General features: G+C 53.6%; 19 protein-coding genes and 1 riboswitch. All 19 genes read right to left on the reverse strand.

Features of this window, described 5'->3' with window-relative positions; genetic code table 11:
* Positions 1-18: 18 nt before the first annotated feature.
* Entirely contained in the window at positions 19-1,401 is a 1,383-nt protein-coding gene (gene murA / locus VK70_RS20385; RefSeq protein WP_025698211.1) for a UDP-N-acetylglucosamine 1-carboxyvinyltransferase, read from the reverse strand.
* A gap of 195 nt (positions 1,402-1,596) precedes the next feature.
* Positions 1,597-1,845 carry a DUF1146 family protein gene (locus VK70_RS20390; RefSeq protein WP_025688598.1) on the reverse strand — a complete coding sequence of 83 codons (249 nt, stop codon included), beginning with the start codon at positions 1,843-1,845 and terminating at the stop codon, positions 1,597-1,599.
* Positions 1,846-2,094: 249 nt separating this feature from the next.
* Complete coding sequence (locus tag VK70_RS20395; RefSeq protein WP_025698213.1) at positions 2,095-2,511, reverse strand: F0F1 ATP synthase subunit epsilon; 417 nt, start codon at positions 2,509-2,511, stop codon at positions 2,095-2,097.
* Positions 2,512-2,537: 26 nt separating this feature from the next.
* A complete protein-coding gene (gene atpD, locus VK70_RS20400; protein ID WP_025698215.1) occupies positions 2,538-3,938 on the reverse strand; it encodes a F0F1 ATP synthase subunit beta in 1,401 nt (466 codons plus the stop codon).
* 127 nt (positions 3,939-4,065) lie between these two features.
* A complete protein-coding gene (gene atpG / locus VK70_RS20405) occupies positions 4,066-4,944 on the reverse strand; it encodes an ATP synthase F1 subunit gamma (RefSeq protein ID WP_025698217.1) in 879 nt (292 codons plus the stop codon).
* 172 nt (positions 4,945-5,116) lie between these two features.
* Positions 5,117-6,628 (reverse strand): F0F1 ATP synthase subunit alpha, encoded by a 1,512-nt coding sequence (gene atpA / locus VK70_RS20410; protein WP_025698219.1) that lies wholly within the window; start codon positions 6,626-6,628, stop codon positions 5,117-5,119.
* 12 nt (positions 6,629-6,640) lie between these two features.
* Positions 6,641-7,192: a F0F1 ATP synthase subunit delta gene (locus tag VK70_RS20415; protein ID WP_025698220.1), complete on the reverse strand. Its 552-nt coding sequence runs from the start codon at positions 7,190-7,192 to the stop codon at positions 6,641-6,643.
* The gene (gene atpF / locus VK70_RS20420) at positions 7,189-7,677 is read right to left on the reverse strand and encodes a F0F1 ATP synthase subunit B (RefSeq protein WP_025698221.1); all 489 of its coding nucleotides are present in this window, start codon (positions 7,675-7,677) and stop codon (positions 7,189-7,191) included. Before atpF ends, VK70_RS20415 begins: the two co-directional genes overlap by 4 nt.
* A gap of 115 nt (positions 7,678-7,792) precedes the next feature.
* Positions 7,793-8,017 (reverse strand): F0F1 ATP synthase subunit C, encoded by a 225-nt coding sequence (atpE, locus tag VK70_RS20425; protein WP_025698224.1) that lies wholly within the window; start codon positions 8,015-8,017, stop codon positions 7,793-7,795.
* Between the two features lie 75 nt (positions 8,018-8,092).
* Positions 8,093-8,911, reverse strand: a complete 819-nt coding sequence (gene atpB, locus VK70_RS20430) for a F0F1 ATP synthase subunit A (protein WP_046723673.1) — start codon at positions 8,909-8,911, stop codon at positions 8,093-8,095.
* Positions 8,912-8,916: 5 nt separating this feature from the next.
* Positions 8,917-9,318, reverse strand: coding sequence for an ATP synthase subunit I (locus VK70_RS20435; protein ID WP_025699807.1), 402 nt, complete (start codon positions 9,316-9,318; stop codon positions 8,917-8,919).
* Positions 9,311-9,565: an AtpZ/AtpI family protein gene (locus VK70_RS20440; protein WP_025699805.1), complete on the reverse strand. Its 255-nt coding sequence runs from the start codon at positions 9,563-9,565 to the stop codon at positions 9,311-9,313. Before VK70_RS20440 ends, VK70_RS20435 begins: the two co-directional genes overlap by 8 nt.
* A 173-nt stretch (positions 9,566-9,738) precedes the next feature.
* On the reverse strand, positions 9,739-10,914 hold the full coding sequence (wecB, locus tag VK70_RS20445) for a non-hydrolyzing UDP-N-acetylglucosamine 2-epimerase (RefSeq protein ID WP_025699803.1): 1,176 nt from the start codon (positions 10,912-10,914) through the stop codon (positions 9,739-9,741).
* A gap of 33 nt (positions 10,915-10,947) precedes the next feature.
* The gene (gene upp / locus VK70_RS20450) at positions 10,948-11,577 is read right to left on the reverse strand and encodes a uracil phosphoribosyltransferase (RefSeq protein WP_025688634.1); all 630 of its coding nucleotides are present in this window, start codon (positions 11,575-11,577) and stop codon (positions 10,948-10,950) included.
* A 392-nt stretch (positions 11,578-11,969) separates the two neighbouring features.
* Positions 11,970-13,217 (reverse strand): serine hydroxymethyltransferase, encoded by a 1,248-nt coding sequence (locus VK70_RS20455; protein WP_025699801.1) that lies wholly within the window; start codon positions 13,215-13,217, stop codon positions 11,970-11,972.
* 50 nt (positions 13,218-13,267) lie between these two features.
* Entirely contained in the window at positions 13,268-13,867 is a 600-nt protein-coding gene (locus tag VK70_RS20460) for a TIGR01440 family protein (protein ID WP_036642844.1), read from the reverse strand.
* A 171-nt stretch (positions 13,868-14,038) separates the two neighbouring features.
* A riboswitch (ZMP/ZTP riboswitch) is annotated at positions 14,039-14,120 on the reverse strand.
* Positions 14,121-14,208: 88 nt separating this feature from the next.
* Complete coding sequence (locus tag VK70_RS20465; protein WP_025699799.1) at positions 14,209-14,796, reverse strand: low molecular weight protein arginine phosphatase; 588 nt, start codon at positions 14,794-14,796, stop codon at positions 14,209-14,211.
* 41 nt (positions 14,797-14,837) lie between these two features.
* Positions 14,838-15,407, reverse strand: a complete 570-nt coding sequence (locus VK70_RS20470; protein ID WP_025699798.1) for a manganese efflux pump MntP — start codon at positions 15,405-15,407, stop codon at positions 14,838-14,840.
* 93 nt (positions 15,408-15,500) lie between these two features.
* Entirely contained in the window at positions 15,501-16,670 is a 1,170-nt protein-coding gene (locus tag VK70_RS20475) for an L-threonylcarbamoyladenylate synthase (protein ID WP_082210248.1), read from the reverse strand.
* Positions 16,671-16,776: the final 106 nt, after the last annotated feature.

Raw genomic sequence — 16,776 nt, forward strand, 5'->3', positions numbered from 1 at the left:
TTTATTTTTGTCAGAGAGTTAGACCCAGGTCGGTTGAATCTGAACCTGAAATCTTGGCTTCGTCTCCTCGCTCTTCAGAGCGGCGTTCCTTGCCGTTTCCGGTTTGAGCGATTCTTCTTTGGCTGCTTCCACTGAGCTTTCATCCAGCGTAACGCGCCAAATGTCCGCACCCAGGCCAGAGAGCTTCTCTGCCAGATGCACATAGCCGCGGTCGATATGATGCGTGCCGCCCACTTCCGTCGTTCCCTCTGCAACCAAGCCGGCCAGGATCAGCGCAGCGCCCGCGCGCAGGTCCGTTGCGCAGACCTTCGCTCCAACCAGTCGGGCATTGCCGGTAACGATGGCGGAACGTCCTTCGATCTTGATTTCCGCGTTCATGAGGTGGAATTCATCCACATGCATAAAGCGATTCTCAAAGACCGTCTCCGTAATCACGCTCGTTCCTTCTGAACGAAGCAGCAGCGCCATCATCTGGGACTGCATGTCGGTAGGAAAGCCCGGATAAGGCAAAGTCTTCACATCCACAGCCTTCAGCGGCTTGTCACTGATAACACGGACGCCGTTCTCATCCGGAATAATCGTCACGCCCATCTCTTCCATCTTGGCAATAACCGGACCGAGATGATCGGCAATGGCGCCTTCCACATACACATCACCGCCCGTAATCGCCGCAGCCACCATATATGTGCCCGCTTCAATCCGGTCAGGAATGACATGATGTCTTACGCCGTGCAGACGCTCTACCCCTTCAATACGGATAACGCCTGTGCCCGCACCGCGAACGACAGCGCCCATACTGTTCAGGTAATTGGCCAAATCGACAATCTCCGGTTCCTTCGCGGCATTCTCGATCGTCGTCACGCCTTCGGCCAAAGCCGCGGCCATCATGATATTCTCGGTTGCGCCTACGCTGGCAACGTCCAGATAGATCTTTGCCCCGCGCAGCCGGCCATTGCTCTTGGCTTCGATATAGCCCTGCCCCAAGCTAATTTCGGCACCAAGTGCTTCAAAGCCCTTCAGATGCTGGTCGATGGGGCGCGTTCCGATTGCGCAGCCGCCCGGCAGAGAAATACGCGTATGACCAAGCCGGGATAAAAGAGGTCCCATCACCAAAAAAGAAGCCCGCATTTTGCGCACCCACTCGTAGGGCGCTTCACAAGTCGAGAGCTTTCGGGCATCCACCTGAATAATATCATTCTGATATGTAACTCCCGCCCCCAGAGATTCCAATACTTTACTGATTGTTAATACATCATCTAGCGGAGGAGCGTCAACAATAACGCTGTCTCCTTCTTCAGCCAATAAAGAGGCGGCTATGATCGGTAGTACGGAATTTTTCGCGCCGCTTACTTTTACGCTCCCGGTCAATCTTTTGCCACCGCGGACGATAAATTTACTCATTTTTCATTTCCCTCCGCGTCCATTATTTTCTCTGACATTGATATCATTCTCCATATCCTTGCTTGTTTGAGTACAATTACATGTAATAGTCATTTGTAAAATACTTCGATTCCGCTGCTTGGCCCCGGATTAGCGCGGGACGCTTGTTTAGATTAAGTTTTAACATAAAAAAATGTTATTATGCGGACCGCCTGTTCAATAAAGCATATGGCGAATTTGAGCGCTATATCCCAAATAGTCCAGCAGAAAACCCGCTACAAAATGTCCCAGTACGATAGCCAGCAGCAAATGAAGCAGCCGCCCTTGCGGGCTCTTGGGATATCTTATGATCAAATCCAGCTTAAGGTTCTGCAAGGCCCACCAGGATATTGCAACACACAATAACGACACAACCATCGACATCAAACCGCTAATCCCTATAGAACCGGTAAGTTCGGCTGTCATCCTTTCATCCATCCTAAACCCCCAACCTATGCTTGCTCGGAAATCGACTCTTACATCATACTTGCGTAATGAAAAAGAATCCAGTACTTTTGCAACTTTTTTAGTTAAAAGTCTTGAGGAAAACGCTCTTATTTTTAATGTCCACTCAGAAATTACAAAATGACATCAATCGTTAAATTATTGTCACCTTATATCACTGGAATTTCAAGTAAAAAAGCAGCCCGGCGCAAGGCCAGACTGCTTCTCATGTTATTTTTGTCCTTTTTTGGTGGACACTTTAATCCGTGTAACCGCACGCTGCAGTGCAAGCTCAGCGCGGCGATGGTCAATCTCGTCCTGCTTGCCATTGGACTGCAAACGGCGCTGTGCGCGTTCTTTGGCCGCCTCGGCGCGTTCAAGATCGATATCGCTGGGCAGCTCAGCACTCTCAGCCAGCACGGTCACTTTATCCTTATGCACTTCGATAAAACCGCCATGCACGGCGACTGTCGTCGTACCGTCGTCCGATTTGATGATCATCGGCGCAACCTGAAGCGGAGTTACAAGCGGAACATGTCCCGGCAAAATGCCCAGATCGCCATCTGCCCCCCGTACGGTCAAGCTGTGAACCTGCTTGGCGTATACGAGGTGATCCGGCGTGACAATTTCCAATAAAAAAGTGTTCACTTCGAATTCCTCCTCAAACCTTCAGGTTACAGCGTCTTGGCCTTCTCTACAGCTTCTTCGATCGTACCTACGAACAGGAATGCCGCTTCCGGAAGATCATCATGCTTGCCTTCCAGGATCTCCTTGAAGCTGCGGACCGTTTCATTGACTGGTACATATGCACCTTTGAAGCCGGTAAACTGCTCTGCCACGTGGAAAGGCTGCGACAGGAAGCGTTCCACCTTACGGGCGCGGGCCACGATCAGCTTATCTTCCTCGCTCAGCTCATCCATACCAAGGATGGCGATAATATCTTGAAGCTCGGTATAGCGCTGCAGCAATTGCTTAACGCCCTGAGCCACATTATAATGCTCTTCGCCTACGATTTCCGGATTCAGCATACGCGAGCTGGATGCCAGCGGGTCTACCGCCGGGAAAATACCTTTTTCGGAGATTTTACGCTCCAGGTTCGTCGTCGCGTCCAAGTGGGCAAACGCTGTTGCCGGAGCGGGGTCAGTGTAGTCATCCGCCGGCACGTAGATCGCTTGAATGGAAGTAACGGAGCCTTTTTTGGTGGAAGTGATCCGTTCCTGCAATTGGCCCATTTCCGTAGCCAGCGTAGGCTGGTAACCTACCGCCGACGGCATGCGGCCCAGCAGAGCGGATACTTCGGAGCCCGCTTGCGTGAAGCGGAAGATGTTATCGATAAAGAGCAGCGTGTCGCGGCCTTCCACATCGCGGAAATATTCCGCCATCGTCAGACCCGTCAGCGCCACGCGCAGCCGCGCGCCCGGCGGTTCGTTCATCTGTCCGAACACCATCGCCGTCTTCTTAATAACGCCGGAATCCGTCATCTCATGGTACAGGTCGTTACCTTCGCGTGTGCGTTCGCCGACGCCCGCAAATACGGAAATACCGCCATGCTCCTGAGCAATGTTGTTGATCAGTTCCTGAATCGTTACCGTTTTACCAACACCCGCGCCGCCAAACAGGCCGATTTTACCGCCCTTGGCATAAGGGGCGAGCAGGTCGATAACCTTGATCCCGGTCTCCAGAATTTCCGCTTGTGTCGACAGCTCGTCGAACGTCGGTGCAGTCCGGTGGATCGGGTTCTTTTGCGAAGCGCCAATTACCTCTCCATTGTCAATCGTATTGCCCAGCACGTTGAATACCCGGCCAAGCGTTACATCTCCGACAGGAACCGAAATTGGGGCTCCTTGGTCTACTGCATCCAATCCGCGAACAAGTCCGTCCGTCGAGGACATGGCAATACAGCGCACCAGATTGTCGCCGAGATGATTGGATACTTCAAGTGTCAGCTCGTTCTGGCGTCCTTGTGCTGCGTCGGCGCCGATCTTGATCGCATTGAAGATTTCGGGCAGTTGGCCGCGTTCAAATTCAATATCGACAACCGGACCCATAATACTTACTACGCGTCCTACGTTCATCTATGTTTCCCTCCTTGAAAACTGTTACCCAAGAAGAAACGGCTGCGCCGTCCTTTTATAGGTCGGTATCGCTTTCTCATAAAATACAAGACAAGAATAAGCGCTCAGCTTATGCCTACCTTATATTTTAAGACTGCGCGTTCGCACCCGCTACGATCTCGGTAATTTCCTGCGTAATTGCCGCCTGACGGGCACGGTTGTACGTAAGCGTCAGATTTCCGATCATTTTCGAGGCATTCTTGGTCGCACTGCCCATTGCCGTCATCTTGGCGCCCAGTTCACTGGCTTTCGCGTCAAGAATGGCGCTGTAAATCAAAGTCTCCGCATATTTCGGCAGCAGAACCTCTAGTACGCCTTCCGGCGACGGTTCATATTCATAGCCCGCTTTAAGCTCATGACTTTGAGACTCCTCCACCTGTCCTACTCCGTCCATCGGCAGCAGCCGCACTACAGTCGGAACCTGGCTGATCGGATTCACAAACACGTTATAACAGATATAGATCTCGTCGAACACGCCTTCCTCGAATTGTCCCACCGCCGCATAGGCGATCTCCTTGATATCGGCAAAAGACGGAGTGTCGGAAAGCTCAGTGACTTCCTCGACAATCGGATAGTTGCGCCGGCGCAGGAAATCCCGCCCCTTGCGGCCGATCACAAACAGGCCGTATTCATCCTTAGAGCTGTGACGCTCCTGAATAAGCGTCGTCACCTTACGCAAGACGTTGGCATTCGAGCCTCCGGTTAGGCCGCGGTCTGAAGTAACGACAATATATCCGGTCTTCTTGACGGGACGGCTTACCAGCATGGGATGCTGGATTCCTTTTGTGCCGGCAGCGATATTCGACACGACTTCTTTCAGCTTCTGCGAATACGGTCGGGCCGCTTCCGCCTTCTCCTGTGCTTTTCTCAGCTTGGCGGCGGCGACCATTTCCATAGCTTTGGTGATTTGTCTGGTGTTCTGAACGCTTTTGATTTGCCGTTTAATATCACGCATGCTTCTTGCCATGATTTCACCACCTATAAGCTTTGGCGAAGCCAAAGCTGGCTTCGTAAGCATAATCTTTTTTGCTTTGGCGAAGCCAAAGCCGGCTTCGTAAGCATATGCCAAGCTTAAGAGAAATCCTCAAGCCCGGCATACTCTTAATCTTTTCTAATTAATTTGCGTCCAAGGTTAATCCTTAGCTGGCCGCAAAGCCTTTTTTGAATTTCTCGATAGCAGCCTTCAAAGCAGCTTCGTTATCAGCCGTCAGGTCCTTCGTTTCCGTGATGGATGCGGCCACTTCCGGCACATTGCTGTCCATATAGGAAAGGAATTCTTTTTCAAAGCGTCTTACATCCTTAACCGGAATCTCATCCAGATATCCTTTGACCGCCGTGTACAAGCTGATAACCTGATGCTCAACGGAAAGAGGCTGGTTGACTCCCTGCTTCAGAATTTCCATCATCCGCGCACCGCGGTTCAGACGGGCTTGAGTCGATTTATCGAGGTCGGAGCCAAATTGGGCAAAAGCCTGCAGCTCACGGTATTGGGCAAGATCCAGACGGAGCGAACCGGCAACCTTCTTCATCGCTTTAATCTGCGCCGATCCGCCTACGCGGGAGACGGAGATACCGACGTTAATCGCCGGACGCTGGCCGGAGTAGAACAAGTCCGATTCCAGGAAGATCTGGCCGTCAGTAATGGAAATAACGTTCGTCGGGATGTATGCCGAAACGTCGGAAGCCTGTGTCTCAATGAACGGCAGAGCGGTCAGTGAGCCGCCGCCAAGCTCGTCGCTCAGCTTCGCGGCGCGTTCCAGCAGCCGGGAATGGAGATAGAATACGTCGCCAGGGAACGCCTCGCGGCCCGGAGGGCGGCGGAGCAGCAGGGACAGTTCGCGGTAAGCGGCGGCCTGTTTCGACAGGTCGTCATAGATTACCAGAACGTGTTCGCCTTTGTACATGAAGTATTCGCCCATCGCGCAGCCCGCATATGGAGCGATATACAGCAGCGGCGACGGTTCGGAAGCCGACGCGGTAACAACGATCGTATAGTCCAGCGCGCCGTGGCGGCGCAGTGTTTCCACGACCTGTGCCACTGTGGATTGTTTTTGTCCGATAGCAACGTAAATACATTTCATGCCGTTGCCCTTTTGGTTGATAATGGCGTCTATGGCGATTGCCGTCTTACCGGTCTGACGGTCGCCGATGATCAGCTCGCGCTGACCGCGGCCGATCGGAACCATGGAGTCGATGGCCTTGAGGCCGGTCTGCATCGGCTCATGAACCGATTTACGCTCAATAACGCCCGGAGCGTTGTTCTCGACAGGACGGAATTCCGTCGTCTCGATCGGTCCCTTGCCGTCCAGCGGCTGGCCGAGCGGGTTAACGACACGGCCGAGCAGAGCTTCGCCAACGGGAACCTGCATAATGCGGCCCGTACGCTTAACTTGGTCGCCTTCGCGGATTTCCGTATACTCACCAAGGATAACGACACCGACGTTGCTTTCTTCCAGATTGAGCGCCATGCCTACTACGCCGTTGGAGAACTCGAGCAGTTCGCCCGCCATCGCATTTTCCAGACCGTATACGCGGGCGATCCCGTCGCCGACTTGAATAACGGTTCCGATTTCGGTTACTTCAATATCGGATTTATATTGTTCGATTTGACTTTTAATCAAAGTGCTGATTTCTTCAGGTCTGATGCTCAAGTACGCTCACCCCTATCTTCTGTGCTTATCGTTAAAGGATTTTTCCAGACGTTCCAGCTTGCCGGCAAGGCTGCCGTCGTACAGCGTATCGCCGATGACTACTTTAAGTCCGCCCAGCAAGCTTTTGTCGACTACATTGCTAACACGAATCTTGCGGTCGGTCAAAGCCCCGAATTCTTCCGCGACAGCTTTCTTCTCCTGCTCGTCCAGCTCATACATGGAATACACGGTAGCGTCGGCAAGACCCAGGCTCTCGCCTTCGATCTTGACGTAGCTGTCCAGCAGTTCGGAAAGGATGCTCATTCTCCCGCGCTCTACGAGAAGTTCAAGCGTGTTGATTACAACATTCGACAGCTTGCCTTCAAGGGTTTGCTTGAGCACCGCCAGCTTGTCCTCCCCCGAAATTTTCGGAGTGCTGATGAATCTTTGAAGATCGTTATTCGAAGCCAGCGCGGAAACCAGGGCTTTCAGCTCTTGCTCGACTTCCAGCGTCTTCTTCTCTTCAACAGCCACCTCGAACAATGCCTTCGCGTATCTTTTGGCAACTACCGTATCCTGGCTCATGATCTGCCCCCAACCTCTTTGAGGTACTTATCAACGAGCTCCTCCTGCGCAGCATCCGAGCTGACTTCCTTCTCAAGCAGCTTGGATGCGATTTTTACGGATGCCGAACCAAGCTCGCTGCGCAGCGCCTCGACGGCCTTGTTTTTTTCGTTCTGAATGTCGCGGACAGCCTCATCCTTGATTCGGGCTGCTTCTACCTTGGCCTGCTCAAGCAATTGTTCGGTTTGCTTGCTGCTTGTCTGTCTGGACTGCTCGATAATGTCATAAGCTTCTTTGCGGGCTTCTTGGAGAGCCTGCTTCTGTTCCTCAACGTAAGCGACCGCCTGCTCCCGCGTCTGCGAAGCTTCACTCATTTGCTGCAATACCAGCTCGCGCCGTTTCTCCATAACGGAGAACAGTGGACCGAAGGCATACTTATTAAGCAGAAAATACAAAATCAGAAATGCAATCAGCGCCAGGACGAGCGATGTGATTGAAAAATGCACTTAAGGTCACTCCTTTCCGGTAACGTTCGTTAAACAACTCCATGGACAAGGCCCCTGAGCCAAAAAGAAAGCGCGGAGGGCCGTGGCCTTCCCCGCCAATAGTATAAAGCTTGTTTTAGGCGCCCGCATAGAAAATGAAGGCCAAAACGACACCGATAATCGGCAGGGCTTCTACCAGAGCCACACCAATGTACATTGTTGTTTGAAGCGTTCCTCTAGCCTCAGGCTGACGGGCAATACCTTCAACCGTCTTGCTGACAATCAGACCGTTACCAATACCTGCGCCAAGTGCGCCCAAACCTATCGCGATTGCTGCTGCGATATATGCCATAACTCCCATTTAATGAATCCTCCTTAAAATTGTGTGAAATTTATATTTAAAGATCAGACGTACTTGCGTGCGCCTTGATTGAAACTAATGATCCTCATGCGTGGCTATCGCCTGTGATATGTACAGGAATGTCAGCATGGTAAAGACAAAAGCCTGGATTGAACCAACGAAGATACTGAAGCCCTGCCACACCATAAGCAGCGGGATGGAGGCGACAAAGCCGAAAATCCCGAGAGAGCCCAGCTTGACGAGCTGCGCAATCAGCACTTCCCCGGCGAAGATATTGCCGAAAAGACGCATACCGTGTGTCAGCAGCTTGGAGAACTGCTCAATCAGGTTAATCGGCAGGAAGACTGGGAACGGTTGAAGATAATGCTTGAAATACGCTTTCGTGTTGCGAGTAATTCCGAGAAAATGGACAATAAGGAAAATTAATCCAGCCAGTCCCAAGGATACGGCAGGATCGGCTGTAGGCGATTTCCACCAGCTTACTCCGACTTCTGCTTCCCCTGCCGGATTAGCGGCATGGACCTTATGGAGTTCCTCTACAACATTTACAAGCGGTTGGTTAAAGAACGTCGCTTTGCTGGCATCGTGGTACTCGGTAACGATACCGAACGGCAAGCCAAGCATATTTCCGACAAAAATAAACAGGATCAGCGTAAGTCCAAGACTGAGGAAAGGCTTGCCTTTCTTCAAATCCATGGTGCTGGACATCATCCCTTGTACAAATTCAACGAGCCATTCCATGAAGTTTTGCATTTTGCCAGGGTTCTCCACGGAAAGATTTCGCGTCCCCAAACGAGCAATAATCAAGACGATTGCACAAGTAACGATCAGCATCAGCACGATGGACAGATCAAATTCAAATCCACCCAGTTCAATATTTGGTGATAAATGCATGTTTCTCACCCCTTTCCGTCAGTATGTTTGCGTTCCTCAATTTGCAGCAAAATAAAGCCCATGATGGGAAGTACGAAATAACCGGTTGCAAGACTGGCGCATACCGCGATTTCATTGAAGTAATGAGGAAATTCAAGCGCAAGTACAACCGCCAATATGGAGGTGGCTATTCTCCACCCGAAACCCAGTGAAGCCCGGGCTTTGCTTTCACCGGAGGCGGATTTTGCAATTCCTTTCACTTTGTGCGCCATGTAAAAAACATTAAGACAGCTTACGCTAGCGCCAAGCACGATACCATGAAGGACGGTGCGGCGATGGGGCATCAATTCGGCGATGATAGCACAAACCACGATAATTCCCGCGATGGTCATAAACATCAGTTTGTTCATTCTGGCTGCATCATTCATCGCTATCCCTCGTCACTTTTTTAATAAGACTCACAATAGCTGCGGCTCCTGACAACATGCCGAAAAGAACACCTAGACCAACCCACAAACCTTGGTTACCCCACATGCTCCCAAGCCATTTTCCGAAAAAATATCCGCCTATGGTACAGCCGGCAAGATCTACACCGATGGCACTGACAAGACCCATAGCCTGTAAGGATTTGCGCAATTTTCGGTTCTCGTCATTCGGTTGTTCAGGCTGTTTCATAGCACCCCACCCTTGGAATTCCAATTCATTTTACTGAATGTAACAAGAGTTTGTCAACGTGTCATAAACAGGCTTGAAAAACAGCTGGAAGTATGAAAAAAATCACAGTAAATCATTCCAAAACCATATCAACCGTACAGTTGTACTGTATGCTTACAAAAATATTTTCAAAACTAAACCTCTTCTGATTCCAAACCATTTGTGAACATTCTGTGAAATGGGTCAGGGCGCTCTTCAATAACTCCGAAGTGGTGCAAAATCGCATTGACAATACGTTGCGACGCTTTGCCGTCTCCGTACGGGTTGGCGGCCCGGCTCATGGATTGATAGAGGTCTTGATCCGTCAGCAAAGCATGTGTCCGTTGATACACCTTCTCCTCGTCCGTACCTACCAGTTCCAGCGTTCCAGCCTCGATGCCTTCCGGGCGCTCCGTTGTGTCGCGCAGCACGAGAACAGGAACTCCGAAGGAGGGAGCTTCTTCCTGTAAGCCGCCTGAATCGGTCAAAATCAAGTGGGTATGCGGATAAAAATTGTGCAAGTCCACGACATCCAGCGGATCGATCAGCTTAATTCTGGGATGCCCGCCTAAAATCTCGTATGCCGGTTCCTTAACCGCAGGACTCGGATGCACGGGATAGCAGATGGCGACATCTTCAAATTCATCAGCAATCCTTTTGACGGCACGGAAAATATGACGGTGCGGTTCGCCTTGAGATTCCCTGCGGTGCGCCGTCATCAGAATAAGTCTTTTTCCTGCAGCCCATTCCAGTACCGGATGCCGGTAGCCCGGCTGTACGGTATATTGAAACACATCGGTCACCGTATTGCCTGTGATATAAACACTTGATTCTTTTTTGTTTTCATGTCTCAAATTCCCCGCCGACCAGTCGGTCGGAGCAAAGTGGAGATCGGCGATCACACCGGTCAATTGACGGTTCATTTCTTCAGGATACGGAGAGAGCTTGTTCCAGGTTCTAAGCCCCGCTTCCACATGCCCTACCTGTATTTGCTGCAAAAAGGAAGCATAGCTCGCTAGAAATGTCGTCAGCGTGTCTCCGTGGACAAGCACCAAATCCGGCTTAGCTTCCCGCAGCACGGGTTCCAGCCCCGCAAGAACACGAATGGAAATCTCGTTCAGCGTCTGCCGGTCCTTCATGACGTCCAAATCGTAGTCGGGCACAATGTTAAATACTTCAAGCACCTGATCAAGCAGCTGCCGATGCTGCGCCGTGACGCAAACGAGCGATTCGATATGCTCGGGATGCTTTTGAAGCTCAAGAACCAGAGGAGCCATCTTGATCGCCTCGGGACGGACGCCGAAAATCGTCATAACTTTAATCTTGGACATAATCCATATCCTTTCTTCTGCTGCTTCTATTTGTTACTTCGTTCCGTACAGCCGGTCTCCGGCATCACCAAGACCCGGTACGATATAGCCATGATCGTTCAGATGATCGTCAAGCGCGGCGACATAAATGTCGACATCGGGATGAGCTTCCTGAACGGCGGCAACGCCTTCGGGAGCGGCGATCAGATTCATCATCTTGATCTGCGTACAGCCGCGGTTCTTGAGCGAAGTGATGGCCGCGATCGCGGACCCGCCAGTCGCCAGCATCGGATCGATGACAATCAGTTCACGCTCCTGCACATCCGTAGGCAGCTTGATGTAATATTCGACGGGCTGAAGCGTTTCCGGATCACGGAACAGGCCGACATGGCCCACCTTCGCCGCCGGAAGCAGCTTTAGAACGCCCTCAAGCATCCCAAGGCCGGCGCGCAGGATCGGGATAAGTCCCAGCATTCTGCCGGAGATCACCTTGCTTTCGGTTTCAGCAACCGGAGTCTGCACAGTAATTGTTTCCAAAGGAATATCTCGCGTAATCTCATAGGCCATCAAAGTTGCTACTTCATCTACATGCTCTCTAAATTCCTTCGTATTGGTTCGCACATCGCGTATAAAAGTCAGTTTGTGCTGAATCAAAGGATGATCGCAAATCACCAGTTTTCCCATTCGTTTGTCCCTCCGGTAGCAGTAAGTTTTGTCCAGGCGAGCCCGGGCTAACTCTTTCTCAGCTAAATCCTGTATATTATATCATCACTGATGGCGCATTTCATCTAGCAAAGGAGGGATTGCCGGTCCGGGAAAATCGGAGTTTCAGCTTTTAGTCTTTCATCGTTTATTTACATTTCCCATTTTCAGGTTTTGCATACTTTTCACATTTTTTTCACGATATTTCATGAAAATTAGTTGAACATTCTCATTCACTTTCTGCAACTTTCATATATTTACCACGCGTTTCTGTGAACATTCTGTCAAAAAAAGCCCCGGCAAGCCGAAATCCGGACATGCAGGGGCTGTAAACGAATCGCCGGTCGGCAGTGGACCGCACCGCGTTTCAGTGATTAGTACTGCAAAGAAGGGTAAATTGGAAAGCGATCCGTCAGCGCGGCGACCCGGCGGGCAGCGTCTTGCAGCGTGGCCTCATCTTTAGGATTCTTCAGCACAGCGGCGATGAGCTTGCCGATCTCGGTCATCGCCTGCTCATCCATGCCGCGCGAGGTAACCGCTGGCGTACCGATCCGGATGCCGCTTGTAACGAACGGGCTGGTCGGATCGAACGGAATCGCATTTTTGTTAACGGTGATGCCAATGGAATCGAGCACTTTTTCCGCATCCTTGCCGGTAATGTTCAGATTACGCGTATCAACCAGCATCAGATGGTTGTCGGTTCCGCCAGAGACGATATTGACGCCTTCGCCGATCAGAGTTTCTGCCAGCACCTTAGCATTCTTCACCACATTCTCCGCATAAGTCTTAAAAGACGGCTGAAGGGCTTCGCCGAAGGATACGGCTTTGGCCGCGATGACATGCATCAGCGGACCGCCTTGCGAGCCCGGGAATACGGCCTTGTCAATCGCCGCAGCCCACGGCTGTTTGCAGAGAATCATGCCGCCCCGCGGACCGCGCAGCGTCTTGTGGGTCGTCGTGGTCACGAAATGGGCATGCGGAACAGGGCTCGGGTGTAGTCCCGCAGCTACCAGACCGGCGATATGCGCCATATCGACCATAAACAGCGATCCGACGTCGCTTGCGATCGAAGCCAGAGCTTCGAAGTCAATCGTGCGCGGATAGGCGCTTGCGCCGGCGACGATCAGCTTCGGACGATGCTTGAAAGCGGCTTTGCGCACTTCGTCGTAGTCGATAAGGAAGGTATCTTCCTGAACGCCGTATGCGACAAAGTTATAGAGAAGGCCGGAAGCGTTAACCGGGCTGCCGTGCGTCAGGTGTCCGCCGTGAGCCAGGTTCATGCCGAGCACCGTATCTCCAGGGTTGAGCGCGGCGAGGTACACAGCCATGTTCGCCTGCGCGCCGGAGTGCGGCTGCACGTTGGCATGGTCGGCGCCGAACAGCTGCTTGGCGCGGTCACGGGCCAGATTCTCCACGATGTCCACATCTTCACAGCCGCCGTAGTAACGTTTACCCGGGTAACCTTCGGCATATTTATTCGTCAGCACGGAGCCCATGGCCTCAATGACAGCCTCGCTCACGATATTCTCCGAAGCAATCAGCTCGATATTGGCTTTCTGACGCTGAAGTTCCAGTCCCATCGCTTTCAATACTTCCGGGTCACTCTTGCGCAATTGTTCCATTTTTGTTGTTTCCTCCCTGAATTTAGTTTATGAGGTGGGGTTATTCTTCCCTAATCACACAGCTTCGACCCGCCGTCCTCCTGCCGCCGGTACACCGCGCGTTCGCCGCCGATCAGCGGCGGTCTGGTGTAGGCCGAGTTAACGCGGGCTTCTCCGATATAGCGCAGCGATGTCCGGAAAGGCACCGCGACGCGCCGAAGATGCATTCCAATAAGAGTCTCACCGATATCGACGCCGGCATGCGCCTGCACCGTTTCAGCCAGCACAGGATCGGTCATCGAGCGGTATGCCGCTGCGCCAAGAGACCCTCCCGCTCCGGGAACCGGCACTGCCGATACCTCGGTCAGACCGAACTGCTCCAGCAGTCTTCGTTCCATCACAATCGCCCGGTTCAGATGCTCGCAGCACTGATATACGGGTGAGAAGCCAAACTCCTCGGCAGCCCGGCGGACGCCGGACAGCAGCTGCTGCGCTACCTCAAGCGCACCTCCGGTGCCGATCCGCACGCCGGCTACCTCGCTCGTGCTGGCGCCGACAATGAGCACTTTGCCTTGTCCAATTCCGCCGGCTTCCGCCAGTTCCCGCAGCACGAGATAAGTCTGTTCGGCAATAGACGGATCTGCCTTGGCAGCGTGTCCGCTCCCGGACAAATCCTTGGCCGAAGGAATAAGTTCCTTCGCCCGATCTTCGTAATGTTTCACCGCTTTACCTCCTAAAAGAGAACCAATGTTGTCTTATACAGATCAGGATGATATGCGCGACTCTTATCAATTTCAAACATTCAAACAAAAAAGAGCAGTCCGCAGACAGCTGCGGAATTGCTCTTTCGCCCAGGCGACCGGCCGTCTACTCCGGTGCTCCATCGTGGTTTATCCACACTTGTCGCCAGTTACACCGGAACCGATATATTTGTCTATATCTTAAATCATCATGCTCGGAAAATCAACCATCTCAAGAAGAAAGGGGCTTGCCGTCCGTTCGGGGAGACATTTTACAAACGGCGTAAGGCTTCAAGCTTATCCAGCAGCCTGTGAAGCGACGAACGGATTTCAGCGGCCGCATATTCATAGTCCTCGCGGCTTCCGCCGAACGGGTCCATGATATCCGCACTCGGAATCCGCTGGCGGATCTCGATGATCCGCTGCAGGTCGGCAGCCTTCGGTTCTTGCCCCAGCGAAGCGGCCAACTCCGTTCCGGCATAGAGACTGTCCAGCTCTTCCAGGTCCCTGCGCACGGTTTCCTCATCCTGCACATATTCCTTGAGCGTATGCGTCTTGGATACGGCGTTCGGAAAATAATGCAGCACATGCCTTTTATGGCTCTGGGTAAGGGTCAGCACCAGATCGGCCCAAGTGAGGAGTTCACCCGAAAGCTGGGAGGAAGTAATATGATCATTGATACCCTCATCCCGCAATATAGCCGCCGCATGCCTTGACATCGACGTTCCGGCGATCGCGGACACCCCGGCTGACCGCACCTCCAGATCAAATCCCCGCTCCGCCGCCAGTTTGCGCAGAAGCCCTTCAGCCATCGGACTGCGGCATGTATTGCCGGTGCAGACGAACAAAATATGAAGCATGCAGATCACCTCCATGGGATAACTCTTTTGCCGCTATTGTATCAGAAGATGAACAGCAAGCCAAACCCAAGCAAAATCGCCCCGCCGAGCGCCTCCCCGTATTCTCCGAGTCCACGACTCACATGCCGTCCAAGCAGCAGTCCGGTGATCGACATCAGCCCCCCGCAGGCCCCGAAGGCCAGCACGGTCAGCAAGACATTGCTCACAAATACGCCAAGCGAAACGCCGACCGAGAACGAATCGATGCTAACGCTGAGAGAAATGAGCAGCATTCCCCACAGTGTGCGGTGGTCCACCCCTCTCATTCCGGCTCCCTCTCCAGTGCGGAACGAACCGAGCATCATGTGCCCGCCTAGCGCAACAAGCAGCACCCCAGCGGCAATCCCCGCAACCCGACCCAGTAAATGCCCAACATAGCTCCCGGTAACAAGTCCCAGCAGAGGCATCAGCACATGAAAAAAAGCAATGAGCAAGCTCATTTGCAGCACATGAAGAAGACGGATGCCCTTCATCCCGATTCCTACGCCAAGCGAAAAGGCATCCATTCCCAGAGCGAGCGCCATGATTGCAATGGTTACGATCTGGCCCCATCCGGCCGGTACCTCTCCCATGCCCATCACCATTACCCCCAAGTCCGAATATCTTGTACAATCACAATATGCGGACAAGAAGGCAATCATGCTGTCATCTTAAAAATAGCAGGGCTATTCGGCGTCGATCACGCGGCCTGCCGCAGCTTTCATCAGCCGATTCATGATCGCGGAGCCGAGACCCGTCTCCGGGCAGGCCTCGGCTAAGATATATGTCGCCCCCGCTTCATCGAAGCGCCGCAGCGCGGCATAAAGGGAGCGGGCAGCCGTCTCCGGCGAGGCCAGCGGGCCAAGCGAGACGACGCAGTCGGCGGCGCCGGCGGGATACAGGGGCAAATGCTCCTCGAAGAGGAGCATCCCCGTCGTCTCGCCGCGCTCGCGGGCCGACGCGAGAAGGCCCGCCGCCGTCTTCGCCGCGCCCGCCGGCGAAGCGCCGCGCACAACGCCGAGCCAGCCCTGCGGCGCGTAGTGCGCGTACTTCATGCCCGGCGCGCGCGGAGCCGGGCTGCTCTTCCCCGCCGCGTCCGGGGCGGCGGGGTGGGCCATAGCCTCCGCAGCTTCCTGCGGAGGCGTGAAATCGGGCGCCGCCGAAGCGCCCGTGACGGCGGCGTCTCCGGCAACGGCGGCGAGCTGCGCCGCCGTGATGCCGCCGGGCCGGAGCACGGCGACGGAGCCGTCCGGCTGCACCTGCACGACGGTCGACTCCAGGCCGACGCCTGCGGCTCCGCCGTCCAGCACGCCGCCGATCTTGCCGGCAAGATCGTCCAGCACATGGCCGGCTAGCGTCGGGCTCGGCCGCCCCGAGCGGTTGGCGCTGGGAGCGGCAACCGGACAGCCTGCCGCCGCCAGCAGCGCCAGCGCCACCGGATGGTCCGGCATCCGCACGCCGACCGTGTCCAGGCCCGCCGTTACGCGTGGCGACAGCATGCCCGGACGAAGCGGCAGCACCACAGTCAGCGGACCAGGCCAGTAGGCGTCCATTAAGGCCGCCGCCGCTGCGGGCACATCCGTCACAAGCTCTTTAAGCGCCGCCCGGTCGGCGATATGGACGATGAGCGGATTGTCCGAAGGACGCCCTTTTGCCTGGAAAATCGCCTCGACCGCCTCCGTATTACGCGCGTCCGCTCCCAGGCCGTACACCGTCTCGGTCGGAAAAGCGACCGTATTCCCCGCCCTCAGCATCTCTGCCGCTTCCGTAATCGCCGCAAGGTCCGCCGCGCTATCGCTCCGCTCCCGTCCGGCTTCCCTCTCCGCGCAGCTCAGCTTCCAATATTTTGTCTCCATGTTCATAAGCCCCCGTTGCAAGACAGTCCCGCATCATGAAACCTTCGGTTTAAAGCCTGCTTTAGATGCTTTGCGGGACTGTGAAATAGTTGATTCTCTTGATATC

The organism is Paenibacillus durus ATCC 35681 (genome assembly GCF_000993825.1).
Lineage (GTDB): Bacteria > Bacillota > Bacilli > Paenibacillales > Paenibacillaceae > Paenibacillus_AQ > Paenibacillus_AQ durus_B.

What these genes read in the sequence shown, in the direction of transcription:
- VK70_RS20465 (WP_025699799.1), bottom strand. Translation starts at nt 14,796, where the DNA reads ATGCTTCATATTTTGTTCGTCTGCACCGGCAATACATGCCGCAGTCCG.
- VK70_RS20475 (WP_082210248.1), bottom strand. Translation starts at nt 16,670, where the DNA reads ATGGAGACAAAATATTGGAAGCTGAGCTGCGCGGAGAGGGAAGCCGGA.
- VK70_RS20440 (WP_025699805.1), bottom strand. Translation starts at nt 9,565, where the DNA reads ATGAAACAGCCTGAACAACCGAATGACGAGAACCGAAAATTGCGCAAA.
- VK70_RS20415 (WP_025698220.1), bottom strand. Translation starts at nt 7,192, where the DNA reads ATGAGCCAGGATACGGTAGTTGCCAAAAGATACGCGAAGGCATTGTTC.
- atpE (WP_025698224.1), bottom strand. Translation starts at nt 8,017, where the DNA reads ATGGGAGTTATGGCATATATCGCAGCAGCAATCGCGATAGGTTTGGGC.
- VK70_RS20470 (WP_025699798.1), bottom strand. Translation starts at nt 15,407, where the DNA reads ATGGGAGAGGTACCGGCCGGATGGGGCCAGATCGTAACCATTGCAATC.
- VK70_RS20455 (WP_025699801.1), bottom strand. Translation starts at nt 13,217, where the DNA reads ATGGAACAATTGCGCAAGAGTGACCCGGAAGTATTGAAAGCGATGGGA.
- murA (WP_025698211.1), bottom strand. Translation starts at nt 1,401, where the DNA reads ATGAGTAAATTTATCGTCCGCGGTGGCAAAAGATTGACCGGGAGCGTA.
- atpD (WP_025698215.1), bottom strand. Translation starts at nt 3,938, where the DNA reads ATGAACGTAGGACGCGTAGTAAGTATTATGGGTCCGGTTGTCGATATT.
- VK70_RS20390 (WP_025688598.1), bottom strand. Translation starts at nt 1,845, where the DNA reads ATGACAGCCGAACTTACCGGTTCTATAGGGATTAGCGGTTTGATGTCG.
- VK70_RS20435 (WP_025699807.1), bottom strand. Translation starts at nt 9,318, where the DNA reads ATGAATGATGCAGCCAGAATGAACAAACTGATGTTTATGACCATCGCG.
- upp (WP_025688634.1), bottom strand. Translation starts at nt 11,577, where the DNA reads ATGGGAAAACTGGTGATTTGCGATCATCCTTTGATTCAGCACAAACTG.
- wecB (WP_025699803.1), bottom strand. Translation starts at nt 10,914, where the DNA reads ATGTCCAAGATTAAAGTTATGACGATTTTCGGCGTCCGTCCCGAGGCG.
- atpG (WP_025698217.1), bottom strand. Translation starts at nt 4,944, where the DNA reads ATGGCAAGAAGCATGCGTGATATTAAACGGCAAATCAAAAGCGTTCAG.
- atpB (WP_046723673.1), bottom strand. Translation starts at nt 8,911, where the DNA reads ATGCATTTATCACCAAATATTGAACTGGGTGGATTTGAATTTGATCTG.